The organism is Streptomyces sp. DSM 116793 (assembly GCF_057320905.1).
On record NZ_CM170494.1, the window covers coordinates 9247528 to 9270530 of the forward strand.

Annotated in this window: 20 protein-coding genes and 2 pseudogenes; 14 read left to right on the forward strand and 8 right to left on the reverse strand. The window is 69.2% G+C overall.

The features are described 5' to 3' along the window. Positions 1 to 4: 4 nt before the first annotated feature. The gene (locus ACSMXW_RS36730) at positions 5 to 925 is read right to left on the reverse strand and encodes an NADP-dependent oxidoreductase (protein WP_485802883.1); all 921 of its coding nucleotides are present in this window, start codon (positions 923 to 925) and stop codon (positions 5 to 7) included. Positions 926 to 1005: 80 nt separating this feature from the next. Between ACSMXW_RS36730 and ACSMXW_RS36735 the strand changes: the two genes are divergently transcribed. Continuing rightward, positions 1006 to 1575: a TetR/AcrR family transcriptional regulator gene (locus ACSMXW_RS36735; protein WP_485802884.1), complete on the forward strand. Its 570-nt coding sequence runs from the start codon at positions 1006 to 1008 to the stop codon at positions 1573 to 1575. A 122-nt stretch (positions 1576 to 1697) separates the two neighbouring features. Continuing rightward, a pseudogene (locus ACSMXW_RS36740) lies at positions 1698 to 1911 on the forward strand (site-specific integrase); the annotation flags it as partial. Here ACSMXW_RS36740 and ACSMXW_RS36745 read toward each other — a convergent pair. Continuing rightward, entirely contained in the window at positions 1898 to 3118 is a 1221-nt protein-coding gene (locus ACSMXW_RS36745; protein ID WP_485802886.1) for an MFS transporter, read from the reverse strand. The pseudogene ACSMXW_RS36740 and the gene ACSMXW_RS36745 sit on opposite strands and share 14 nt — an antisense overlap. Positions 3119 to 3220: 102 nt before the next feature. Between ACSMXW_RS36745 and ACSMXW_RS36750 the strand changes: the two genes are divergently transcribed. The 3 genes from ACSMXW_RS36750 (at position 3221) to ACSMXW_RS36760 (ending at position 5488) form a co-directional block, all read left to right on the forward strand. After that, on the forward strand, positions 3221 to 4306 hold the full coding sequence (locus ACSMXW_RS36750; RefSeq protein ID WP_485802888.1) for a DUF5937 family protein: 1086 nt from the start codon (positions 3221 to 3223) through the stop codon (positions 4304 to 4306). 112 nt (positions 4307 to 4418) lie between these two features. Further along, positions 4419 to 4793: an alpha/beta fold hydrolase gene (locus ACSMXW_RS36755; RefSeq protein ID WP_485802890.1), complete on the forward strand. Its 375-nt coding sequence runs from the start codon at positions 4419 to 4421 to the stop codon at positions 4791 to 4793. 410 nt (positions 4794 to 5203) lie between these two features. Next, a complete protein-coding gene (locus ACSMXW_RS36760) occupies positions 5204 to 5488 on the forward strand; it encodes a hypothetical protein (RefSeq protein WP_485802892.1) in 285 nt (94 codons plus the stop codon). Between the two features lie 25 nt (positions 5489 to 5513). On the opposite strand, the gene ACSMXW_RS36765 is transcribed toward ACSMXW_RS36760, so the two are convergent. Then, positions 5514 to 6332, reverse strand: a complete 819-nt coding sequence (locus tag ACSMXW_RS36765; RefSeq protein WP_485802893.1) for a phosphotransferase — start codon at positions 6330 to 6332, stop codon at positions 5514 to 5516. A gap of 1470 nt (positions 6333 to 7802) precedes the next feature. Between ACSMXW_RS36765 and ACSMXW_RS36770 the strand changes: the two genes are divergently transcribed. The 5 genes from ACSMXW_RS36770 to ACSMXW_RS36790 all read left to right on the forward strand — a co-directional run bounded on the left by ACSMXW_RS36770 (position 7803) and on the right by ACSMXW_RS36790 (position 13492). Then, positions 7803 to 8291: a winged helix-turn-helix transcriptional regulator gene (locus tag ACSMXW_RS36770; RefSeq protein ID WP_485802895.1), complete on the forward strand. Its 489-nt coding sequence runs from the start codon at positions 7803 to 7805 to the stop codon at positions 8289 to 8291. A gap of 90 nt (positions 8292 to 8381) precedes the next feature. Then, a complete protein-coding gene (locus ACSMXW_RS36775; RefSeq protein WP_485802897.1) occupies positions 8382 to 9374 on the forward strand; it encodes an NAD(P)-dependent oxidoreductase in 993 nt (330 codons plus the stop codon). A 403-nt stretch (positions 9375 to 9777) separates the two neighbouring features. Further along, positions 9778 to 11433, forward strand: coding sequence for a long-chain fatty acid--CoA ligase (locus ACSMXW_RS36780; protein ID WP_485802899.1), 1656 nt, complete (start codon positions 9778 to 9780; stop codon positions 11431 to 11433). A gap of 378 nt (positions 11434 to 11811) precedes the next feature. After that, a complete protein-coding gene (locus tag ACSMXW_RS36785) occupies positions 11812 to 13131 on the forward strand; it encodes a DUF6207 family protein (protein ID WP_485808533.1) in 1320 nt (439 codons plus the stop codon). A gap of 82 nt (positions 13132 to 13213) precedes the next feature. After that, a complete protein-coding gene (locus tag ACSMXW_RS36790; protein WP_485802901.1) occupies positions 13214 to 13492 on the forward strand; it encodes a hypothetical protein in 279 nt (92 codons plus the stop codon). A gap of 401 nt (positions 13493 to 13893) precedes the next feature. On the opposite strand, the gene ACSMXW_RS36795 is transcribed toward ACSMXW_RS36790, so the two are convergent. Next, positions 13894 to 14724 (reverse strand): MerR family transcriptional regulator, encoded by an 831-nt coding sequence (locus tag ACSMXW_RS36795; RefSeq protein WP_485802902.1) that lies wholly within the window; start codon positions 14722 to 14724, stop codon positions 13894 to 13896. A gap of 53 nt (positions 14725 to 14777) precedes the next feature. Here ACSMXW_RS36795 and ACSMXW_RS36800 point away from each other — a divergent pair, with 53 nt between their 5' ends. The 3 genes from ACSMXW_RS36800 to ACSMXW_RS36810 are packed head-to-tail and all read left to right on the forward strand — an operon-like array spanning position 14778 to position 16848. Next, the gene (locus tag ACSMXW_RS36800) at positions 14778 to 15056 is read left to right on the forward strand and encodes a hypothetical protein (protein WP_485802904.1); all 279 of its coding nucleotides are present in this window, start codon (positions 14778 to 14780) and stop codon (positions 15054 to 15056) included. After that, positions 15053 to 16066, forward strand: a complete 1014-nt coding sequence (locus ACSMXW_RS36805) for an ATP-binding cassette domain-containing protein (RefSeq protein WP_485802906.1) — start codon at positions 15053 to 15055, stop codon at positions 16064 to 16066. The genes ACSMXW_RS36800 and ACSMXW_RS36805 overlap by 4 nt, the downstream gene beginning before the upstream one ends. After that, positions 16063 to 16848, forward strand: a complete 786-nt coding sequence (locus ACSMXW_RS36810) for an ABC transporter permease (protein ID WP_485802908.1) — start codon at positions 16063 to 16065, stop codon at positions 16846 to 16848. The genes ACSMXW_RS36805 and ACSMXW_RS36810 overlap by 4 nt, the downstream gene beginning before the upstream one ends. Before the next feature lie 582 nt (positions 16849 to 17430). Here ACSMXW_RS36810 and ACSMXW_RS36815 read toward each other — a convergent pair. Further along, positions 17431 to 18408: an ATP-dependent DNA ligase gene (locus ACSMXW_RS36815; RefSeq protein WP_485802909.1), complete on the reverse strand. Its 978-nt coding sequence runs from the start codon at positions 18406 to 18408 to the stop codon at positions 17431 to 17433. Between the two features lie 566 nt (positions 18409 to 18974). Here ACSMXW_RS36815 and ACSMXW_RS36820 point away from each other — a divergent pair. Then, positions 18975 to 20099 carry an NAD(P)/FAD-dependent oxidoreductase gene (locus ACSMXW_RS36820; protein ID WP_485802910.1) on the forward strand — a complete coding sequence of 375 codons (1125 nt, stop codon included), beginning with the start codon at positions 18975 to 18977 and terminating at the stop codon, positions 20097 to 20099. A gap of 184 nt (positions 20100 to 20283) precedes the next feature. Here ACSMXW_RS36820 and ACSMXW_RS36825 read toward each other — a convergent pair whose 3' ends face one another. From ACSMXW_RS36825 to ACSMXW_RS36835, 3 genes and pseudogenes are all read right to left on the reverse strand, one after another. Then, positions 20284 to 20406 carry a hypothetical protein gene (locus ACSMXW_RS36825; RefSeq protein ID WP_485802911.1) on the reverse strand — a complete coding sequence of 41 codons (123 nt, stop codon included), beginning with the start codon at positions 20404 to 20406 and terminating at the stop codon, positions 20284 to 20286. Between the two features lie 152 nt (positions 20407 to 20558). Further along, positions 20559 to 21419, reverse strand: coding sequence for an alpha/beta fold hydrolase (locus ACSMXW_RS36830; protein WP_485808534.1), 861 nt, complete (start codon positions 21417 to 21419; stop codon positions 20559 to 20561). A gap of 73 nt (positions 21420 to 21492) precedes the next feature. Further along, a pseudogene (locus ACSMXW_RS36835) lies at positions 21493 to 22654 on the reverse strand (IS110 family RNA-guided transposase). Positions 22655 to 23003 lie beyond the last annotated feature (349 nt).

Here is a 23003-nt window from a genome sequence, read left to right on the forward strand (position 1 = left end):
CATCTTAGAGGGTGACCACGATCTTTCCGTGGACGTGGCGGTCTGCCTGCAGTCGCACGGCTTCCTGGATCTGCTCGATGGGGAAGGTCTCGGCGATCGGCACGGTGATCTGACCTGCGGCGACGGCGTCGGCGATCCGCTTCAGGTCCTCGGGCTTCGCGTCGATGCCGCCGGTCGCACGCACGCCCCCGGGAGGATTGGGGCCGGCGGCGATGGTGGAGATCCGCTCGGCGGGGACGCCGAGGGCGAGCGCGGCCTCGGCGGTCTCCGTGCCGAAGAGGTCGGTCGCGGCGCTCACGCCGTCGGGTGCGATGGCGCGCACCCGGTCTTCCAGCCCGGGGCCGTAGGTGACTGCCTCGACGCCGAACTGGCGGAGGAAGCCGAAGGTGCCCTCGGAAGCGGTTCCGATCACGCGGGTGCCGGCCAGCTTGGCCAGCTGGGCGGCGATCACGCCCACACCCCCGGAGGCGTTCCCGATCAGGACGGTGTCTCCGGCCCTCACGCCGATCGCCCCGAGCGCCGCCGAGGCGGTCAGCCCCGCTACCGCGAGCGTGGCGGCGACCTCGTCGCCGATCCCGTCGGGCGTGTGCAGGATCGCGTCCGTCGCGGGGTCGACCACCGCGAAGTCGGCGGCGGCCCGGCTCAGCGCGCTCCCGTAGACGCGGTCGCCCACGGCGAAGCCGGAGACGCCTCCGCCGACCTCGTCCACGACGCCGGCGAAGTCGGTGCCGAAACCGGACGGAAGGGTGATGCCGAACTGCTCCGCGACCGCGGGCATCGAGGTGAGGACCCAGTCCATGGGGTTGAGGCCGAGGGCGCTCACCCGGACCCGGACCTCGCCGGCCTTCGCGTGCGGCTCGGGGACCTCGCGCAGTTCCAGGACCTCGAGGCCGCCGAAGGTCTCGTGGACAACGGCTCGGCTCATGGTGTGTCTCCGCAATCAGTGATGGGACTTGGTCCTATCACTGTACACGGTGACGGGACCAAGTCCCGTAAGCTGTGGCCATGGCCCGCTGGAAGCCCGACGCACCGCAACGAATCGCCGACGCCGCCTTGGAGCTGTTCGCGGAGCGCGGGTACGAGAACACGACCGTGCTCGACATCGCGGAACGCGCCGGAGTCGCCAAGAGCACCTTCTTCCGGCACTTCCAGGACAAGCGGGAAGTGCTCTTCGGCGAGGACGCGCTGACCGGGCCGCTCATCACGGCGCTCGCCGCCGCGCCGGCGAACAACGCTCCGCTCGAAGCGATGGCGCACGGCCTCGACGCCCTCGGGCGGGAGGTCTTCACCCCCGAGCGCCGCGCGTTCACTGCCCGCAGGCGGGCGGTGATCGACGCCCACCCCGACCTCAAGGAGCGCGAGGCGCTGAAGAGCGCGAGCCTCACGGCCACGCTGAAGGCGGCCATGCAACGCCGCGGCACGCCCGCCCTCCCCGCAGCAGTGGCCGCACACCTGGCCGTCCTGGCCATGAACGCCGCCTACGAGCAGTGGAGCACCCCGGACGGCACCGACGAGTTCGGCGACACCGCCCGGCGCATCCTCGACCAGGTGCGGGCCGCCGCCTCGGCCGTGTGAAGAAGGCGGCCCGGGCCAGGCGACCCGCAAACCGGCGCTCCCGCACTCCAGGTCGACGCTGATGCAGCCTGAGGCCACCGGACCCGTCGAAACGGTCGACCTGTGCCACAAGGATCTCGTACGCGATCCGTTCGCCGGTTACGCGCCGATGCGACCTGCACGAGTGCCGCCACTCCGCCCTGACCCATCTCGGCGCACAGGCACGCCTCGCCGTTGGTGCTGATGGCGAAGTCCCGGCACAAGAAGCCGGAGAACGTCCGCCGCTACTTCAAGCCGTCCCCCGAGGCGATCGCCGAGCTCACAAGCCTGCTCGCCCCCGGGGTCAGCGACCGCTGAGCCGTGTTCCTTGATCCTTCTCGGTGGCAACGGCGGAGGCGGAGAGGAGTGTCGCGGCGGCGAGGGTGCCCCAGAGGGCGGCCGAGCCGTGGGAGGCGAGAGCGGTGATGACCGCCGGGGAGACGGCGAGACCGAAGCCCGTGGAGAGCTGGAAGCGGGCGAGGGCGCGTCCCAGGACAGGAGCCGGGGCGAGGGCGGTGACGAGCGTGGTGGCGCTGCCGGCATAGACGATCTCGCCGATGGTGCAGACCACGGACACCGTGGCGACGGCCGGGGTACCCCAGCCGCGTCCCAGCGAGGTGGCCGCGAGGAAGCCGAGGTAGGACGCGGCGAGTACCACGCCGGCGAGAGCCAGCGCGGTCCGCCGGGAGAAGCGGGACATCAGGACGGTGACCGGCACCTGCAGGGTGACCACCAGCACCGTGTTCGCCACGAAGACGGCTGCCGGCCACACCGGGGACGCGTGGAACTGCGTCACCAGGACCAGAGGGATGGCGATCTCGGGGACGTTGAGGCAGAAGACGTAGACCACGTTGGCGGCAAGCAGCGCGAGCATCCGGGGTGCGGGTTCGTCGTCCCGGTCCTCGGCCGGGGCGGCCTCCGCTGGATGTGTGTGCACGTGGACCGACCACGCCAAGGCGGCTGCGGCAAGGTAGGCGAGCGCAGTGACAACTGCCAGCGCCCGCTGCGCGGTGGTGCCGCCGGCCAGGCATACGGTGGCAAGGAGCGCTCCGACGCCCAGGGCGGCGTTGCGCAGGGCGCGGGCTCCTGCGAGGGCGGTGTCGCGTTCTCGGCCGTGGGCGACCGTGGCCACGAGCGCGGCGTGGGCGGCCGGCCATGCCTGGTTGCCGATGCCGAGGAAGAGTGCCGCCGTCGCGAAAAGCCAGATGTGCCCCGCTGGGGCGGCCAGCAGCAGCGCCACGCCCAGCACCCGCACCAGCATCGACGCCGCCACGACCGTGCTACGTGCGCCGTGGTCCAGCCATCGGCCCACCGCGGGCATGCACACCAGACCCGCGACGATGCCCACCGTCATGGCGGTGCCGGTGACGGGCGCGGACAGCCTCAGCACCGTCACGCCGTAGAGCAGCAGAAAGGGCCGCAGCAGGCCGGTGCCTAGCGCGTCCACGGCCAGGGCGACGGCATAGCGGGGGCCTCCGGAGGCACGGACGAGGGCGCGGGGCTGGATTCCGGTGATGGTTGCCATGGCTGCAGACGGTGCGTTCGGCCGCTGGGGCAGGGCACGTCGGTTGACGCACATCGTCAATCGACGCCGTCGCCAGGTTGTCCGGGCGGTGATGATGGGGGGATGACGCTGAGGATCGACATCAGCGGTCTGCCGTCCGAGCGAATGCGGTTCGCCGCCTCCCCGCTGGCCGAGCTGACCGCGATGCTGCACGTGCTGGCCGAACCCGGTCACCATCCGCAGTTCGCCGACTGGGCCGCGGACGTCTGGGCCGGGCTGCGGCCGGAGCTGGCCGAGCGGCTCAGGGAGGCGGAGTTCCTCTGGCGTTCTTCACAGGCCGACTTCCTGATCCCCGCGCGGCCCCGGCCGACCCTCGCCGAGGAGCTGGACGACGTGGACCGGATCGACGACGAGAGGTATGTGACCGCCGCGCTCGTCACCACCTGCGGCAGCAACCGGGTCCACTTCCCCGGGGCGTCGCCGCTCACCGATACGACCGCGCGTGAGCGGGCCCTGGACGTGGCCCAGGCCCGCGGCGCGCTGCAGGAGGCCTTCGCGGAACGGCTGCTCGCGGACCCGGCCGCGGTGCGGGCGCGGGTGCGCCACACCCTCGAAGAATGCGCCGCGGCATTCTTCGACGACGCCTGGGCGGGCGTCGCGGTGCAGCTCGCCACCGATCTGCGCCTGAAGAACGAACTGCTCAGGCGCCACGGCATCGGGGCGGCACTTGCCTCCGTCTCCGGCGCGGTCACCCTGGCACCGGACGGCGAATGCATCATCGTGGACAAGGTGCAGGACAAGGCGACCGCTGCGTGTGGGGCCGGGGTCACCTTCATCCCCAGCGTCTTCGGCCGCCCGCACCTCGTGGCGGTCCACGCGCCTGGGTGGCATCCGGTGGTGCAGTACCCCGTCGCCGAGCCGAGTCCGGCGGAACCGGTCCCTCTGGAGACGGTCACCCTCCGGCTGGAGGCGCTCGCGCACCCGGTACGGCTGCGGCTACTGCGCACCCTGGCCCGCGGCCCGCACACCACCGGCGAGCTGGCCCACTTCTGGGAACTCTCACCCCCGGAGGTGTCCCGCCACCTTGCCGTCCTGCGCCGTGCGGGCCTGCTCACGGCTCGGCGGCAGGGCCGTTACGTCCGGTACACCCTCAATCTGCCCGATCTGACGGCGCTGGGTGCCGACCTGCTGGCGGCCGTACTGCGCTGAGCAGCTTCGGTCCGCCAGAACGCGGACGACCGCCGCCTTCGCAACATCGTCCGACTCGGCAGGCCGCCGAGCGGTACCGTCGCGACCGCCTGCTGCCCTCGGGCGGCCGGAGATGGCGTGGCGGGCGCAGAGCGCCGTGTCGTTCTCCCCCGAACTGCTCGACTCACCCGCCCTCGGCCAGGTGATGGCGGCGACCGCGCCTGCCCTGCCGCAGAACGAGGCGCAGCGCAGGACGGTGGCCGAGCAGTGGGGCGCCGACCTGGCGCACGACACCGTCGACCGGCTCCCTTCGATCGCCTGCCCGACCCTCGTCATCAGTGGGGAGCAGGACCTGGTCACCCCACCGCGCCTGGGGGCGGTCGCCGCGGCCATTCCGGGAGCGGAACTCCACGCGGTGCGCGGGCCCGGATCGAGCCACGCGCTCGCCTGGGAGCGGCAGGAGGAGTTCCTCCGGCTGGTCGGCGGATTCCTCGACCGGCACCGGTAGCCACCCGCCGCCGCTCCGACACAGACGCGGGTGCCGGGCCCGGTCGGAGGGAGGTTCGCCGACCGGGTGCCCGGCACCTCTCCAGCGGCTTCGGGCGAAAGAGGTCACGGCCCGCCCGTGTATGCCCTGCGAGACCGTCGGATCGACGATCACCGCCGCGTCGGCCAGGCCTCGCCCCATCGCGGTGACGGCCGTGGGGGCCGTCGCGCCTTCCCGGCCGCCGGGCTTGTCCATGGCCAAGTTCTTCGAGGTCAGCGTTGAGGAGATGTTGATGTCGAAGAGAGCCCAGCGGATGGCCGGTAACCCAGCCGGGCGGTCGGTCCCCGTGCTTCTTCCTCGTCGCTGGAGTCGTCTGCCTCGCAGCCGCAGCCGCAGCCGCGACCGTCGGCGGCCGCCTCGCTGTCGGCCTGGTGACGTTCGGGATCCTGGCGGTCCGCAGTCTTGGCCTAGTGCTGCTGGGACGCCGGAGCGAGACCTATCAGGGCCTCACCGAGAAGGTTTCCGATGAGTGCTTCGCCGGGATCGGAGGGCGATCCCGGGCCGGCACGGGCGTGGTGGTGCTTGGTGTGGGGAATCTCTGCGCCTTCATCGGTGACCTGGCATCCGGACGAAGCGGCGATCCCTACTTCGGGTTCGTGGCCACCGCTGCCATCGCCTACATCGCGTTCGTCGCCTTCTTGTCTCGGCATACCTGAGCTTGTTCTTCAACCCTTGGGCCGGTCAGTCCAGCAGGGCGGTCGTGAACATCTCATGGTGGGCCTCAAGCCATTCCTGGATGCGGTCCCACCGCTGCCATCCACCGTGCTCGGACAGCGCCTGTGTGTAGACGGGGTCACCGTCGGCCACCCGGTTTGCGACGAAGGCCCGGCAGGATGCGGTGGCCTGTTCGATGATGCTGGGTAGTTCCGCGCGCTCCTGTGGGGAGAGGCCGTAGCTGTCGGCGAGAGTCCGCAGTCGCGCCGGGGCGTCCAGCCCGGCGGGGTAGAGGGTTGCCGCGGACGTGGGATCGAGCATGGGGACCCAGTAGCGGGCGGTCATGGCGACGTCCCACAGTGGCCGTCCGGGCGCCGCCAGGTCGAAATCGATCAGGGCCGTGGCATGGCCGTCGCGGAAGACGACGTTCTCCGGGCATACGTCGTTGTGGCACAGCATCCGTCCTCCCGCCGGGTCGGCCAGAGCATGGGGCCAGGCGGCGGCGCGGGTGTCCACGGTGATGGCCGCGCTGGCGTCGTGCAGGCGCCGCAGCAGGCTTCCCACCGAGCTCAGAGCGGTCTCCGTCATCACCCAGCGGGGAAATGGCGGCAGGGCGACGTCGCCGGGGATGTAGGTCAGCTGCTCGCGGCCGTCCGCGGTGAGCTGGACTGGGGTCGGAGCTGCGTTGAAGCCGTGCTCTTCGAGTGCGAGGAGATGGGCGTGGAGGGCGCGCGCGGTAGGCGGCGCCGGTCGTTCCACCAGGGAACCGCGGCGGATGACCGCGCCCGCGTTCATCATGCCGCCGACCAGTGCTTCGCTCTGTGTCGCCCCGCCCTCAGCTGTCATGTCGATCACGCTACCGGGAGGTCGGCGGCCGTTGGGCCGGCTCCGAAATTGCGCTTCGGACTCGATGGCTCGGCTGGGTGTTCACCGGACGCTGAGGCGGCCTTGGTCTGATCATGTGCTCCGACCAAGGTGCACGTGATCACGACGAAGACCGTGAGGGTGAGTCTGCTGCCTGATGCGGATGTGGGGGAGCGGATGCGGGGAAGCGCTCGCGGAGGCGTCACGCTTCCGGGAGGAGTTGTAGGCGTGTCTGAGCGGACGCGGCGATGAGCTGTTCGAGCTGACGGACGCGGTGCGGTCCTGTGTTTGGTGGGACATCCCGCGTGTGCTGCTGCGTCACGACCGTGCCGTCATCGCCCGTGTGCTCGCCGCCTGTGCTCGCTGTCCGTGTGCTCGGCTCGCTGCCGGTGTGCTTGCTGGCCGTGTGCCCACCGCCTGTGTTCGCTGTCGGTGTGTTCATCGTAGGTCGCAGCGGTGGTCCCTTGTATGGTGCGGTCGCGCATCAACCGACCGCGCCGGTTGGGTAACTGTTCGTTTTCGTCGGGAAGTGGCTGGTCATGGTGGCTCGCCCGGCGGTCGATGTCGTGGCCGTCGCACGGAGTTGGTGGCCTTGGTTCGACTGGTGGTCAGGTCGGCCGCTTAGGGCGTGCCGGGGAGCATCTCTTTCGGGCGTGCCGGGGAGCATTTCGCCATGCTGTGCAGGGATGCCGGCCAGTGTGTGTGTCAGGTCGCTGCCGGCGGTATGTCGGGTGTTGCAGGGTGTTCCGGCTGCCGGCCCGGGTAGGCGGCAGCATCGGCAGCCCGGTTCCGGGTGTGGACTGGGCTGGTGGGCCTGGCCGGTGGTTGTGGCTGTTAGGGGCGGGTTGGTGGACTTCGTGCTGTGGGGTGGGGGGGTGAAGTGGCCGGGCCGGCGGTCGGGGGGGCCACGTGGTAGGCCCATGAGCAGGTGCGGCGGCGGGGGTGTGGGAAGGGTCTTTTGAGCGTGGGGGGCTTGTGATGGGTTCGATTGAGTGTGGGGGCCTTGTGATGGGTCCGACTCGGCTGGTTCGTGGGTGTGGTAGGGCGTTATCTCTCGGTTCGGTGTCGCGGTGAGGGTTTGCGTTGTGGGTTCGTTCCGTTCGTATCTTCCTTTGGTCGGTGTGGCGGTTCATGGTGGTGCGGGCTGGGTGGGCTGCCGCGGTGAAGGTGTTCTGGGGTGTGTAGTCGCTCGGTGGTGGGGTCGAAGTCCTTCGCTTTTGTGCGGGTCTTCTTGGAGTTCTGTGCCGGATCCGCGCTGTGGTTGGGGTGGTCGTCGTTGCGGGGTCCGGCCTCCGTCTCACACTTCCGGCTCGTACTCCCGGGTGGAGTTGCTGGGAGCTGTGTGGGCACGGTGGGTGGTTGGCGCTGCGGGCCGACCGGCCGTGGGTTGTCGCTCCTGCGGTCAGAGGTGTAACGTCCAGGGTGTTAGCTTTCTTGAAGAAAGGAAATGTTATGTCTTTGAGGTCGGACTGGTCGGACAGGCCGTGTCCGATTGCTCGCGGTCTCGACGTCCTCGGTGATCCGTGGACGCTGCTGGTCCTTCGCGAGGTGTTTGCCGGCAACGTCCGCTTCGAGGGCCTGCGTGCGGCGCTCGGCTCGTCCGACAACGTGCTCGCGGCCCGGCTCGCGCGTATGACCGGGGCCGGCCTGGTGGCGCGGGTCCCTTACGGGGGTGCGGTGCGCCCGCGGGTCGAGTACCGCCTGACCGGCGCCGGGTGTGATGCCCTGCCCGTGCTTCACGCCTTCGCCAACTGGGGGGCCAGGCACACGGCGGCACCGCAGTGGGCGCGGCCGATGGTGATCACGTGCACCGAGTGCGGCCGGCCGGCGCAGTCCGCGGACTGGTGCACCGGTTGTGATCAGTCGCTGACCGTGGAGCGAACCGAGTGGACCCGGCCCGGCACCGAGGGGCCTCCCCTCCACCTCGCCACTGTCGTGTGAGCTGTATCAGGTCGCAGGGTCCACTGCTGACGGCTGTTGTCCATGTGTGCAAGAGGATCAATGCAGACACGTTGCAAGAGGAGATGTCAAGTGCCTGAAAATATTCGGTCATCGTGGCGTGTGCTGGCGTTGCCTCCTGTGGCTGAGGAGCGCTTGCGTGATCTGTTCGATCCATTGGGTGTGCAACTCGGCGTTCCCGCTGTGCGGGACAGGGCTGGGGTGCTGGCGGCGTTGGAAGACGTCGATATAGTCATAGGTGACTATACGGGGGTGCTCGCGTTCGACGCCGACGCCGTGGTGGCAGCTTCACGTCTCGCCTTTTTGCAGGTTCCTCGGGTCGGACTGGATTCTTTCGACGTGGCGGCCCTTACGGCGGCGGGAGTTCCGGTTGCAAACACGCCCGGGGCGAATACGCGAGCGGTGGCCGAATGGGTGCTTGCGGCCACGCTTGACTTGTCACGCAGCCTTACCTGGGCGGACCGGCGGATGCGTGAAGGCGGGTGGCCGCAGTTCGACACGACCGCACGCGGCGCCGACGAACTGGGTGATCGTCGTGTGGGTGTTCTGGGGATGGGAGCGATCGGCACGGAGGTCAAGCGGCTGTTCGAGGCGCTGGGTTCCCCGGTTGTGTACTGGTCGCGTCGACGTCGGACCGAAGGGACGTTCCTTGAGGTGGAAGAACTTCTTGCCACCTCCGATGTCGTCGTGGTGTGCCTGCCTTTGACGGCTGAGACTCACGGCTTTCTTGATGCGCGGCGAATCGGAATGATGAAGGAAGGTGCTTTTCTGGTGAACGTCGCTCGTGGAGGGATCGCGCCGGATGACGCCGTCCTTGCTGCTCTGGAGAGTGGTCGTTTGAAAGGGGCCGCGCTCGACGTGTACGAGCAGGAACCTTTGAGTGTCGCTCACCCGCTGCGCAGCCACGAGAACGTACTGCTGTCCTGTCACACTGCGGGGGCCACGCGTCAATCCGTGCGAAAGGTCTTCTCCATGACGTTCGAGAACGTCAAGGCTGCCATCGAGGGGAGACCGGTGGCCAACGTGGTCAACGGAATCGATCCTGTCATTGTCAAGCGCCGTTGATCCTGATTCGTCGACGGCGCCATCGGGGAGCGCGAGCGGTTCTCTTGGGCGTGCAAGAGCCCGATGTGGAAAACGTTTGACGGTCCACTCTTGGAAAGTGACATACGGAATTGATATCCGTGCAGAGTCCAGACACCCCCGCAAGTCCAGACATCTCCGCAAGTCCAGAGGTCTCCGTAAGTCCAGAGGTCTCCGTAAGTCCAGAGGTCTCCGTAAGTCCAGAGGTCTCCGTAAGTCCAGAGGTCTCCGTAAGTCCAGAGGTCTCCGTAAGTCCAGAGGTCTCCGTAAGTCCAGAGGTCTCCGTAAGTCCAGAGGTCTCCGTAAGTCCAGAGGTCTCCGTAAGTCCAGACATTCCCGCAGCGGCGACTGCCCGTCCTGGAGATGTCGTCCTTGAGGGGACGCCGTGCTGAGTACCATGCAGGATGTGCCGCTGACGGTGACTCGTATCCTTCACCATGGCATGACGGTCCACGCGGCTTCGCAGATCATCACGTGGACGGGTCACGACCAGCCGCGGCGCCGGAGTTTCGCCGAGGCGGGCGGTCGCGCCGTGCAACTCGCGTCCGCCCTCAGGCAGGACCTCGGCGTCATGCCCGACGACCGTGTGGCGACGCTGATGTGGAACAACGCCGAGCACGTCGAGGCATACCTCGCGATCCCTTCCATGGGCGCGATCCTCCACACTCTTAACCTGCGGTTGCCCGCCGAGCAGCTGGTCTGGATCGCCAACCACGCCGATGATCGCGTCATCATCACCAATGGCTCCCTGCTGCCGCTGCTCGCGCCACTCCTCGCCCGCCTTCCGAGGGTCAGGCACATCATCGTCAGCGGCGCCGGCGACCGGAGTCTGCTGGAGGGGACCGAGGCGGAGGTGCACGAGTACGAGGAGCTCCTGGCCCGTCATTCCCCCGCTTTCGCTGAGTTCGCGTGGCCCGTTCTCGATGAGCGTGCCGCAGCCGCCATGTGCTACACGTCCGGCACCACGGGCGACCCTAAGGGTGTGGTCTATTCCCACCGCTCGGTCTACCTGCACTCGTTGCATGCGAACACGACGGCGGCCTTCGCTTTCACCGACCGGGACCTGACCCTTCTCGTCGTCCCGCAGTTCCACGTGAACGGGTGGGGGGTGCCTCACGCTGCGTTCATGGTCGGCGCGAGCATGCTGATGCCTGACCGGTTCCTGCAGCCCGCGCCGCTTGCCGACATGATCGAGCAGGAACGGCCCACTCACGCCGCCGCGGTCCCGACGATCTGGCAGGGTCTGCTGGCCGAAGTCACCGACAGGCCCCGCGACCTCACATCGATGGCCCGAGTCACCATCGGCGGCTCCGCCTGCCCGCCCGCGCTGATGGCCGCATACGACAAGCTCGGCGTCCGGCTGAGTCATACCTGGGGCATGACGGAGACGTCGCCCCTCGCCACGACGTCCGACCCGCCCGGCGGCCTCACTCCCGAGGAGGAGTGGCCCTACCGGATCACACAGGGCCGCTTTCCCGCCGGTATCGAGGCCAGGCTCGCCGGGCCGAGCGGCGAGATCCTGCCGTGGGACAACGAGTCGACGGGGGAGCTGGAGGTGCGGGGCCCGTGGGTGGCCGGCGCGTACTACGGCGGCGGCGACGGCCTGGAACTCAGGCCCGGGGGCAAGTTCAGCGAGGACGGCTGGCTCAGGACGGGGGATGTCGGCGTCATCAGCCCGGACGGGTACCTCACCCTGACTGACCGGGCCAAGGACGTCATCAAGTCCGGCGGCGAGTGGATCTCCAGCGTCGTCCTGGAGAACGCGCTGATGGGACATCCGGCTGTGGCGGAAGCCGCGGTCGTGGCCGTCCCCGACGACAAGTGGGGCGAGCGGCCGCTTGCGACCATCGTACTCAAGGAGGGTAGATCCGCCGATTACGGCGACCTCAAGGAGTTCCTGAGCGGCCGAGTCGCCAAGTGGCAGGTCCCGGAGCGCTGGGCGGTGGTGCCCGCGGTGCCGAGGACGAGTGTGGGGAAGTTCGACAAGAAAGCCATCAGGAAGCAGTATGCGGACGGCGGGTTGGACGTCACGCGACTGTAGCCACCGGCTCCCGGCCGAGGGCCGGTTCCGACGGCGTGTACGGCGGCGCCGGGAACGACCTGCGACCTCCCGGACGACGAGGCAGGGGCGGCGGCGCGCGGTGTCGTACGGCGTCGGCCGTCGGGGGCCCGGTCGTGTGGCGTCATGATGGTGAGCACGGCCTGAGGGGGCGCGCATGACGGATGGCGGAGCCAAGGGGCGTTAGAGCTCCGGCGGAGCGACTACGACAGATTCAGCACCTCATTGAGAAGATCCGGCGGCGTCGGGCGGCGGGCCTGCCCCCAAGCCGCGGCAGCACCGTCGTCGAACGCAGCTGTACCCCAGCGGTCGGCCGAAGCCGGCATGGCAGCCCGTGCGCTACCGCAGGTGCCGCCGTACATGGGCCCGATCAACGAGGCGCACGTGAGTGAGCCGGGCCTGGTCGTCGTCGACGCCGCGTCCGCCGTCGACGCCACTGCGCCCGCCTTCCAGCAGTTGCTCGCCGACCGGTGGGCAACGAACGACAGCGGAGCACACGGCGCACGACGTCGCCTTCCAGCAGTTGTTCGCCGACCGGTGGGCAACGAACGACAGCGGAGCACACGGCGCACGACGTCGCCTTCCAGCAGTTGTTCGCCGACCGGTGGGCAACGAACGACAGCGGAGCACACGGCGCACGACGTCGCCTTCCAGCAGTTGTTCGCCGACCGGTGGGCAACGAACGACAGCGGAGCACACGATGCACGACGTCGACCAGCACCGTGGTCAGGGGCTGTCGTCGCGATGGAGACGGCTGGGGGCGGTCGGCAGCTCTCAGCGCGATCGGTCTGCGTTTCTGCGATCGATGAGACAGGGCGGGGCGGGGCGGGGCGGGCTGTTCCAGCGCTGCCGCGGGGATTGGTGGGAGTTCCGGCAGCGGCACCACGCCGAGCGCCTGGTCGACGCGCCTCGCCTGTCAGCCGCCCGGTGCGCCGGGGACGTACGCGTAGTCCCGGCAGGTCCGCCGGCAGTAGTGCCGTCTGCGCCCCGTCCGAGGTGCGTCACCGGCCCGCCGCACCACGCACACCGGTCCGCACTAGGCGACGTGCCCGCACTGTTGTCCATGTCCGTGGGTACCCGCTCTCTGAGCCACCACGGCAGCCGGTACCCGGCGTCAGCGCTGAGACGCAACCCACGAGCGTGGTTCCGCGCCGCGGAGGGTCGGGGGTGCGCCACGCCCCGACCGCCGCTGTCCCGGTGCGGCAAGGGAACGGCAGGGGACATGAGCAGCTCCTGACGTACGCCTCGCCGTGCCGGACACGGCGACGTTCTCCAGCAAGGTGCGCCGGCCGGCCTGGCAGAGCAGACAATTTCCTGCCGCCGCCATTTGGTGGCCTCCTGCGGACCCTCCTTGGGTCCCGGGCCTGCCGCCATCTCCTGATCTTTCCAGGTCACCGGCATGGTTGGGCGCCTGGCCTGTCCAGTCACAACCCCTCTGGTTCCCCTTCGACACCTACACCTGGAAAAAAAGGAGAGTGGGGGTGGGTGTCAGTGCTTCAGGAGACCGTCGGGGCCGGGGGCGCTGCGGGGCTTTCCCGCCCGTCCCGGGGCGCGTCCGGGGTGAGGAGCCGGTCGCGGATGGATGGGGGTGAAGGACGGTGGCGGGTAGGGGGATCACGAATCCGGCAGGATCGTCGAACGCGTTGCGCGCGGACGTGCTCCGGGTGCTCGGTGTGCTGAAGGTTGCCACCGTCGACCAGATCCAGCGTATCGCGGCCCCGCACCTGACCTGCCGGCACGTCACGAAGCCGACACCGGCGGCATGCGAAACGCGGCCCGGAGCGCCGCCCGCCTGTTGGTGCTGCGGGCCCTGCGGGAGTCCCGCACCGACGTGGAAGCTGAGCCCTCGATCTCACAGCCGAGCGGCTGTGCCACCTCGGGGACGCCTTCACCGCAGCGGTCGGCCGGGCTCGCGCCACGATGGACCGCTACGCGCACCGCGACGATGCCGAGAGGCCGCACCCCGGTGCGCGAGGACGGCCAGCAGGCGCACCGCCCGCAGGTGCCCGGACAGTGCCGCGGCCGGGAGGCCGGGCACTGAGTGCACCCGATGCCGCGCATCCGGTGATGTGCATCGCACCGGCGATGCCGCGCATCCACTCCACTCGGTGGATGCGATGCCGCGCATCCACTCCACTCGGTGGAGTCCATTCCACCGAGTGGAGTGGAGTCCACCGGCCGGGGAGTGGACGACATCGCCGGGACGATGCCGTGCATCCACCCGGCGGGCACCCGCCGGGTTTCCCCTTGACCGCGGCTTGTGTCAGGGGGAAACGCGCCGCCCCCACCGGCCCGCTCCACCGCACCGAGTCCACTCGATGCGCACCGCTCCCGTGCCGCCGGCCGTTTTCTCTGTCAAGTTGAGCGTGTTGAAGTGAGGTAGCCCGCGGGCAGCTCAGCAGATGACTGGGCTACGGCGTTGGACCGGGTCCACGCCATCGCTTACGGCCTGCGGTAGAGACGATCTGAGGGCTGGGGAGCCCTCTGATCAAAGGTGGTGTGGGTGCTGTCCGTTTTGCTGGCATTGCCGACTTCTGCTGCGTGCGTGAGTCGTCGGGTGATGAGTTGGTCGAGGCGTTCCCACGCGGGGCTGTCGATGCCGAGGTGTCCGGCCAGAAGGTCGATGGTCTCCGGTGGCACGCGGTCGAAGCCGGGGAGATCGGAGAACATCGTCATGCGCAGGGCGAGCCGCGTCGCCGCATGGGCGAGCTGATCGAGTCGGGGATCGTCCGGGCTCCAGTCGATGGCGTCGTCGTAGCCGCGGAGGACGGCAACGTAGTCGTCGTCGTCTAGCAGGGCGGTGCGTGAGGGCAGGATGGTTCGGGTGAGGTCGGGGGCGAGGGCGTAGCTGAGGATGAAGCCGTCGCGGATCGCGTGCTCGTGGCGTTCGGACAGGCCGATGGTACGTAGGTGGTCCATGTACTCGATGGCTTCGGGCGGTAGGCAGAGGCGGTCGGGCTGGTCGAGGTGGCGAAGCCGGGTTCGACGTTGCTGGAGTTGGCGGATGCGGGTGCGTAGTTCGGCATCGATCCGGCCGATCTCTTCCGTGGCCTGGTCGGCGTCGGCGTCCAGCACGTCGCGGATGCGGGCCAGCGGGACGCCGGCTTGGGCGAGGGTGACGATCCGGGTCAGGTCGATGATCGCTTGGGCGTCGTAGCGCCGGTATCCGGAGGCGTCCCGGTCGGGTTCGGGTAGTAGGCCCTTGGCGTGGTAGACGCGGATGGCCTTGGTTGACACGCCGGCATGTTTGGCGAGCTGCCCGATCGTAAGCATCCCTCATCATGGTCCTTGACCTTGCCCCAAGGGCAAGGTTTCAGGCTGGTTTCGTGATCGATCAGGACTTCGATGAAGACACCCTTCGCGCGCTCGCGGACGAAGGCAGCGAGGCCGCGCTGGACCGTCTCGCCGACCTCGCCGATGCCCGCGGCGACCTGGACGTGCTGTCCGAGCTGCTCGACGAGGGCAGCGAGCGTGCCGGGCGACTGCTGACCCGCCGTGCCGTCGAGCGGGGTGATCTGCGCGAGCTGCAACGGCTGTGTGACGCAGGCAGCAAGGATGCCGAGACGGAGCTGGAACGGCTCCTTTGCGACGGGCGCCGGTCGTGACCAGTGACGTGCCCGGACCGGCGCTGATATCGCCGCGGGCCGGTGCGGCCGCACCCGCGATCGTCGCGACAGACCTGAGCAAGGCGTTCGGGAAGAACGTCGCCCTCGATGGCGTCTCGCTCACAGTGCCACGAGGGTCGGTGTTCGCCCTCCTTGGCCCGAACGGGTCCGGGAAGACCACTTTGGTGCAGGTGCTCTCCACCCTCCGCCTTCCGGACGCCGGAAGTGCTGAGGTGCTCGGCCACGATCTGCGCATGGCACCGGCCAAGGTGCGGGCCCAGATCGGGGTGACGGGCCAGTTCTGTGCCGTGGACAGCATGCTCACCGGACTGGAGAACCTGCTGCTGGTGGCCAAGCTCTACCACCTCGCCCGTGACGAGGGCGAAGCCCGGGCGCGTAACCTGCTGGAACGCTTCGACCTCAGCGAGGCCGCGACCCAGCCCCCGGCGACCTACTCCGGTGGGATGCGGCGGCGGCTCGACATCGCCATGACCCTGATGGGGGATCCGGCGCTGATCTTCCTGGACGAGCCGACCACCGGGCTCGACCCGCGCAGCCGGCAGACGATGTGGCAGATCGTCCGCGAGCTCGTCGCCGAGGGCGTGACCGTGTTCCTCACCACGCAATATCTTCAGGAAGCTGACGAGCTCGCCGACCAGATCGCCCTGCTCGACCACGGCCGCGTCGTCGCCCATGGCACTCCCGCCGAACTCAAACAACTCGCACCAGGCGCGCACATCACCCTGCGCTTTGCGACATCCGCCGACCTCCACGCCGCGGCCCTCTCGGTCCCAGGCAGCATCCCGGACGGGGACGCGTTCATGTTGCGGTGCCCGATGGCAGTCGACGGCGGGGCGATCAAACGAGTCCTCGACCGGGTTCCCGACGGACTGCCCATCGAGGACATCACCGTGCACACACCAGACCTGGACGACGTGTTCTTCGCCCTCACCGGTACCGCCCCGCGGACCGGTACCGAGAACACCACGCAGGCCGAGAGCCACCGATGACGATCGCTACCGCCACCCAAGACTCCTCCGCCATGGTCGGCCGGGAACTGCGACATCTGCGCCGTTACCCGCTGTTCCTGGTCGCCTCCGTCGCCCTCCCGGTGCTCATGTTCGTGCTGTTCGTCTACGTCTTCGGCAACTACGTGGGAGCCGGCCTTTCCGGGTCCGGCAGCACGCTCAGCTACGTGGACTTCCTCACCCCCGGCATCCTCGTCATGACCGTCGCCGCCGGAGCCCTGCCCTCCGCGGTCAGCGTGTCCACCGACATGTCCGAAGGCATCATCGACCGGTTCCGCACCATGCCCATCGCCCGCAGCGCTGTCCTTCTCGGACACGTCGTCGGCGGCATCATCCGCACCGTCCTCGCGGCCGTTCTGCTCACTCTGGTCGCCTTGCTCGTCGGGTTCCGGCCCGCCGGCAACCCCCTCGCCTGGCTCGCCGCCGCCGGCCTCGTCCTCGCCTTCGCCTTCGCGCTCACCTGGCTCGCCGTTGCCATCGGCCTCGCAGCCAAGACCCCCACAGGCGCCAACAGCATGACCCAGATCATCTCCACCGTCCTGCCGTTCCTATCCAGCGCGTTCGTGCCGACCGAGTCCATGGCCGCCGGAATCCGCTGGTTTGCCGAATTCCAACCCTTCACCCCCGTCGTGGGCAGTGTCCGGGCGCTGTTGACCGGCTCCCCGGCCGGCAACAATGTGATCTTCGCTCTCGTCTGGTGTGCTGCCATCGCCACCGTTGGCTGCGCGTGGGGTCTCCGCTCCTTCCGCACCAAGACCGCATGACAAGGCCCGCGGGTCGAATAAGCGCTCTCATGCTGGTATGGGTGTGACCGCCTTCCCCGACGAGCTGGTGCAGACGCAAGCCGCCTTCAATGCCACCTACAAACGCGCTCGCCGCACCTCGCCCCCCGCGACACCACCGCCCTGCGCCGCCGCCTGCTGCGCCTGTCCGTCCGGCTGCGGTGGCACCCCTACTGGGAGACCGCGCCCTCGGTGCCCGCCGGGCGCGCTCCGAGCTGCGCCCGGCTGGCCCGTGCCCGGGGAGGGGGAGATGTCCGGGCCGCGTGACCAGATGCCTCAGTCGACCAGGAGCACGGGGCTGCGGCGAAGGTTGCGCCTATGGGGGTGCGCGACCCGAAAGGACCGCTCCTGTGTCCGCACAGGTCACCACGCGGGTTCGCCGTGGTCGGCCCGCAGACATCACCGTTGTGGCCGCTTGGTCATGTCTCTGGCTGGAGTGGAAGGAAGGGACGGGCGGGATGGGCGGTGCGGCCGCGGTAGGGGGCGGGGGCCGTCACTGGTTGGGGGCGGGGGGCGTCACTCAGCCGGTTGCGCGTCAGGCCGTGCCGCTGCGCAGTGCCGCCGTCAGTGCGGCGATGTCGGGTGGGGAACGTCGGCGGGGGAGAGGTCGGGCCGGGCGCGATGCCAGCGCGCGGGATGACGCCACCGGCCGGAGGGGTCACGGGCGACATCGACGCCGACTTCCACCACCAGCTCGGGTTCCACCAACGTGACGTCCAGCTGCTGTCGGCTGTCCCACCCGGCGGAGAACGACCAGCCCGTCCACGGATGCCCGTGCCGCCCCGCGGTGAGCAGGCCGGCGACCGCCGCGCCTGCCTGGCGGGCGAGGGTCGTGGTGCGGCCGACGTACTGAAGGCGGCCTTCGGCGTCGTACCTGCCGAGCAGCAGCGTCCGCGGAGCGGCCAGCGAGCCGGTGACCGCGCCGACGATCGCCTCACTCGTCTTGCGGACCTTGTACTTCTCCCAGCCCCGCACCGATGGCCGGTAGGTGTCGGTGAGCCTTTTGAAGACCACGCCCTCCATCCCCACCGACGCCCACGACAGCCACGCGCGCACGGTCTCCGGGTCGGTGGTCGACGGGCACAGCGCCCACGGCGCCGTGAGCCGGCGGGCAGCGAACACGGTCTCCAGCGCGGCCCGCCGCCTGCGGTACGGCCACCCGGTCGTGTCCGTCCCGGACAACCTGAGCAGATCGAATGCCACGAAGTGGGCCGGCCACTCCTGCGCCGCCCGCATCGCCCCCACGCCGCGCCGGGCAAGCCGGTTCTGCAACCGCTCGAACGCGAGGCGACCTGCGGCGTCCCATACGACCAGCTCGCCGTCCATCGCCGTCGCATCCGGCAGCTGCACGGCCCCGGCCACGACGTCCAAAAACGCCGGCCCCATGTCCGTGCCGCGCCTGGAGCGCAGCACCACCCGGCCCGCGTCGACGCAGACGGCCACCCGGAACCCGTCCCACTTCGGCTCGGCCGCCCAGCCCGGCCGCAGCGTGGGTGTGGGTACGGGGGTGCTCAGCATCGGCTCCGGCAGCGTCCACGTCACACCGGATCCCTTCCACTGCGCGACGACGAACTACTCGCCGTGCCGCTGGTGGGCTACGGTGCCGTGTGCCGCCCGGCGCGTCGCGTGGTCTGCCGCGCGCGGTCCGGTACTGTCCCCCTGCCAGGCCAGGGACGGTCTGGAGGCGAGCGATCCGCCCGGGCGGAGTCGCAGATGTCTCAAGGGTGGGATGCCCGCTCCCGCAACACACGTTTCTCGGTGTCCGTGCATGCATTCCTCCACGGCTGCCGCCCCGGGGGCAGCCGGAGCAGGAACCCCGTGCCGCACACGACCGACAAGCGGATCAGCAAGGAACTCGCGCGGCTTTTGTACCTGGGACGACTCCCGGCGAAGGACGGCCGCGGCCCCCCTCTGGATCCCACCGACCGCGGGCAGCCAGCCTTCCAAGCCCTTCTCTTCGAGTGCCTGATGAGCGACTATGAGCACCCGCATCCCCAGCAACAGCCGCGAAGAGCGCGATGGCCAGCATCATCTGCCGTAGCGCGAGAGGACTACTGGTGCCCGAGCTGGAAACGGGAGTTTGCCTGTGATCTGGGAAGGGGCCGTTCGTGGGGATCGGGTCCGTGAAGCGGCCTGAACGTGTTGCTGTCATCGGAGTGGGCGTCATCGGGGCGAGTGTGGGCTGGAACCTGTCCCGGCAGGGCGCCGAGGTGGTCTTCATCGACGCAGGCCAGCCGGGCGCAGGTGTCACCAACTGGTCTTTCTCGTGGGTCAACGCGAGCAACAAGACCGCGCGCAGGTCCTACGTCGTCCTGAACGTCGCGGGCATGGCAGCTCACCGTGAGCTTGCCGGGGCCATCGGGCCGGACTCGTGGTGGTATCCCAGCGGCCACTTGCGCTGGGCAGACGATCCCGCAGCGGAGGCGAAGTTCCTGAGAACAGCGGAACTGCTGGCCAGCTGGGACTACCGGGTCGAGATGTACACGGGGGCCGAGGTCCGCAGCCGCTTCGAACCGGCTCTCACGATGCCCGACGATGTACCGGTCCTGTTCTACCCCGACGAAGCCTGGGTGCACGGACGCCATCTTGTCGGCCGCCTGGTCGGCCAGGCCGTCGCATCCAGCGCCGAGCTCCGGTCCGGCAACGCGGTATGCGACATCGGCACCGGTGCCGATGGAAGCATCCGGTCAGTTGCTCTGTCCGATGGGAGCCGTCTCGACGTCGACATCGTCGTGAACGCGGCGGGCCCCGGCGCCTCCCATGTCGCAGGGCTCCTCCCACGGCGCTTGCCGATGCGCCGGGAACCCGGCGTCGTCGCCCGGATCGACTGTGCTCAGGTCCCCGTTCAGCGGGCCATGCACGCGCCTCACATCGAGATTCGTCCTGCCGGAGACACCTCGGTCGTCCTCCACAGCCGCGAGATCGACGCACTCATCGACACAGGCGAAGATCCAGGCCAACTCGCACAGCTGCTCCACGAATCGGCGCGCCACGTCGTCCCCGAGCTCGGAAACTCCCGCATCGCGAAGACACGAGTCGTCGACCGGCCCGTCCCTGCCGACGGATGGCCCTCGGTGGGAGCGGTGCCGTCCGTGCCGGGCTACTACGAGGCCGTTTCCCACAGCGGGATCACGCTTGGGCCGGTGATCGGGCGACTGCTGGCTTCGGAGATCCTCAGCGGGAAGAGAGACGAGCTGCTCGCGGACTTCCGCCCCGAGCGGTTCCCCTCCTGACAGCCCGGGCGGGCGCCACCACGCCTCAAGTAGGCGGGTGCGCCCCGCGCGATCCCGGGCACCGTCGGTGTGACGACGATGAGATGGACGGTGGTCGGGCAGCCGCCGCCATCACGGTCGCGGCGGCGCTCCCCCCGTGCAGGGGCAGTGGTGGCACGGCACCGACCGCGCCACCGCCGGCACCTCAGCGCTCGGCCTGCTCGCGCAGGAAACGGCGCTCCTTGATCCATCGACGCGCCTGCCACCAGCGCGCGGTGTAGGCGAGGCCTTCCCGGCAGACGTCCGCCTCCACGCCCCTCGTGATCACGTGCACCTTGGTCCCGAGCACATGATCAGACGAAGGCCGCCTCGGCATCCGGCGAACGCCCAGGCCGGTGACCCAGTTCGAGGCACATTTCGACATCGGATGCCGCGGCGCCGACGACTGGGGAGAAGCCAGCCAGCGAACCCGTCGAGGCCCTACGCTCCCATAGCACCTTGCACGAATCGCCGAAGGTGCGCACGCACGGCGCCAGGCCGCTCCAACCAGGGCTCGTGCCCCGCGTCCTCGATCCGAGTCAGCGGAAGAGCGAGCCGGAGCGCAAGTGAATCAAGAGCCGACACAGGGCGAGGATCGTCGACACCACCAAGGAGCTCCGTCCGCGCGGGAAGGCACGCACGTAGCTCGGCAAGGTGTTCGTCTAGCGGATCCGCGCGTCGCTCCTTGCCCAGTTCGCCGTTCATGGACCAGTTGACCGGGCGACGCCGCCGGGCACCCTGGGCAGCCCAGTGCCACCCGCGTTCGGGATCGGCATGGTCGGTGAACCAGGCGAGAGTGAGCAGCTCGACTTCCTGCTCCTCGGTACGGTGCGGCAACTCTTCCAATTCGCGGAGCCGCTCCTGCTGCACTGTGGACATGCGGCGCTGGCGCTCCGCTCGGTCCCCGGTACGCCCATCACCGACGAACGGCCCACACATCAGCAGCATGGCGGCAACCCGGTCAGAGTGCCTCAGACAGAACCGGCTCGCCAGATCGGTGCCGTAGGAGTGCCCAATCAGCACGGCCTGGGGCACGTCCCACGCGTCGAGCAACTCGGCGAGATCGTCGACATGCCGAGCGAAGGAATGGCGCCCCCGCCACGGGGATCGGCCCGTGCCACGCTGGTCGTACCGGTACACAGGCGCGAGGTCCGCGATCATGAGGGCGACATCACCCAGATAGTCCGGCAGCCCCGGACCGCCATGGAGCAGGACCACAGCCGGCTGCCGAGACGTGTCCCCCAGCGCCATCCAGCGCAACCGCGCTCCGTCGCTCATCGACACGTGGCCCCGTGCCTCCATCAAAGTCACCGTGGAGAACCTACCGGTGTCACTGAGGCACCGCCAAAGGTTAAAGAACTTCCCAATGACGATGTCAAGCCGCTGGCGTTACGGTCGGTAGAACCTCGTAGCACTTTCCGTCTCGAAGCATTGCCCACAAGACGTTGGCTCGTCGACGGGCCAGAGCGAGCAGGGCCTGCTTGTGCCCCTTCCCCTCGTTCCGCTTGCGCCCGTAGTAAGCCTTGGAGGCGGAGCAGGTTCTCAGGCTGGACATGGCGGAGAGGTAGAAGGCCCGGAGCAGACCTCGGTGGTAGCGGCGCGGGCGGCGCATGTTGCCGCTGACGCGGCCGGAGTCCCGCGGCACTGGTGAGAGGCCGGCGAAGGACGCCAGGCGATCGGCCGTGCCGAACGCCTCCAGGTCGCCACCGGTGGCGGCGATGAACTCGGCGCCGAGGAGGGTGCCCATGCCGGGCATGCTCCGGATCACCAACGCGTGTCGGTGCTCGTTGAACCGGGCTTCGATGAGCGCGTCGAGTTCGGCGATCTCCTCGTCCAGGGCCAGCACGCCCTTGGCGATCCGGGCCACCATGGCGGCCGCGAGGGTCTCGCCCGGCAGTGCGGTGTGCTGGGCCCTGGCCGCCTCGACGGCCGTCTCGGCGAGCGCCGCCGCGTTCTTCACCTTGCGGTTCTTCAGCCAGGTTCCGATCCGCCTGGCCCCGCTGCGGCGGATCGCTGCCGGCGCTTGGTAGCCGGTCAGCAGCACGACCGGACCCTTCTTACTCAAGGCCAACACGCGCTCCAACGCGGGGAAGAACTCCAGCAGTTGTGCCCTCAACCGGTTGGTCTGACGGGTCCGGTCGTTGACTAGGTCCAGGCGGCGGGCGGTCAGGGTGCGCAGGTCGACGGCTATCTCGTCGCCGGGCCGCAGGGGGCCAAGGTCCTGTCGCATGCGTGCCTGGTCGGCGATGACGAACGCGTCCTTCTCGTCCGTCTTGCCCTGGCCGCGGTAGGCCGTCGAGGCCTGGTGCACGGCGAGGCCGGTGATGTAGACCATCGGCTGCTGGTGGCTGAGCAGGAGGCCGATCCACCGCCCACAGGGCGTCCTCAGAGAGCGTGAGCACGTCTGCGATGAGCTCCAGCAGGGCCGGTTCGTCATTGAACACTCGGCGTGAAAGGAGGCGCTCGCCTCGCTCGTCGACCACCACGCAGTGATGGTGTTCCTTGCCGATGTCCACTCCGGCCCAGATCTGAGGCACGGGTCACCTCCGCCAGCTCGTCGTCACAGACTGTCCCGCAGACGACCTCGCCGACGTTGTCCTACACAGCGATCGAGTCGCGTATCCCAATTAGCGGTCGAGTCGTCGCGGGGCTCCGGGCGGCCAAGTTCTTTGAGCCATCCAACGGCGACAAGCTCACAGCCATACCCAGAACCCCTGGGCCCGCCGATCTTACGAAGGACCAGCTCAGACCCACGCTTGGAAGGTAGGACAAGCTCAGCGCCAACGGTCTGCGTTTCTGCGATCGATGAAACAGGTGGCTGGGGCGGGCCGGGCTGGGGCTGCTCCAGCGCTGCCGCGGGGATCGGTGGGAGTTCCGGCAGCGGCA

Bases quoted from the DNA above. Each gene is read 5' to 3' on its own strand.
- ACSMXW_RS36730 (WP_485802883.1), bottom strand. From the start codon at position 925: ATGAGCCGAGCCGTTGTCCACGAGACCTTCGGCGGCCTCGAGGTCCTG.
- ACSMXW_RS36735 (WP_485802884.1), top strand. From the start codon at position 1,006: ATGGCCCGCTGGAAGCCCGACGCACCGCAACGAATCGCCGACGCCGCC.
- ACSMXW_RS36745 (WP_485802886.1), bottom strand. From the start codon at position 3,118: ATGGCAACCATCACCGGAATCCAGCCCCGCGCCCTCGTCCGTGCCTCC.
- ACSMXW_RS36750 (WP_485802888.1), top strand. From the start codon at position 3,221: ATGACGCTGAGGATCGACATCAGCGGTCTGCCGTCCGAGCGAATGCGG.
- ACSMXW_RS36755 (WP_485802890.1), top strand. From the start codon at position 4,419: ATGGCGTGGCGGGCGCAGAGCGCCGTGTCGTTCTCCCCCGAACTGCTC.
- ACSMXW_RS36765 (WP_485802893.1), bottom strand. From the start codon at position 6,332: ATGACAGCTGAGGGCGGGGCGACACAGAGCGAAGCACTGGTCGGCGGC.
- ACSMXW_RS36770 (WP_485802895.1), top strand. From the start codon at position 7,803: ATGTCTTTGAGGTCGGACTGGTCGGACAGGCCGTGTCCGATTGCTCGC.
- ACSMXW_RS36785 (WP_485808533.1), top strand. From the start codon at position 11,812: ATGGGCCCGATCAACGAGGCGCACGTGAGTGAGCCGGGCCTGGTCGTC.
- ACSMXW_RS36790 (WP_485802901.1), top strand. From the start codon at position 13,214: ATGCGAAACGCGGCCCGGAGCGCCGCCCGCCTGTTGGTGCTGCGGGCC.
- ACSMXW_RS36795 (WP_485802902.1), bottom strand. From the start codon at position 14,724: ATGCTTACGATCGGGCAGCTCGCCAAACATGCCGGCGTGTCAACCAAG.
- ACSMXW_RS36810 (WP_485802908.1), top strand. From the start codon at position 16,063: ATGACGATCGCTACCGCCACCCAAGACTCCTCCGCCATGGTCGGCCGG.
- ACSMXW_RS36830 (WP_485808534.1), bottom strand. From the start codon at position 21,419: ATGGAGGCACGGGGCCACGTGTCGATGAGCGACGGAGCGCGGTTGCGC.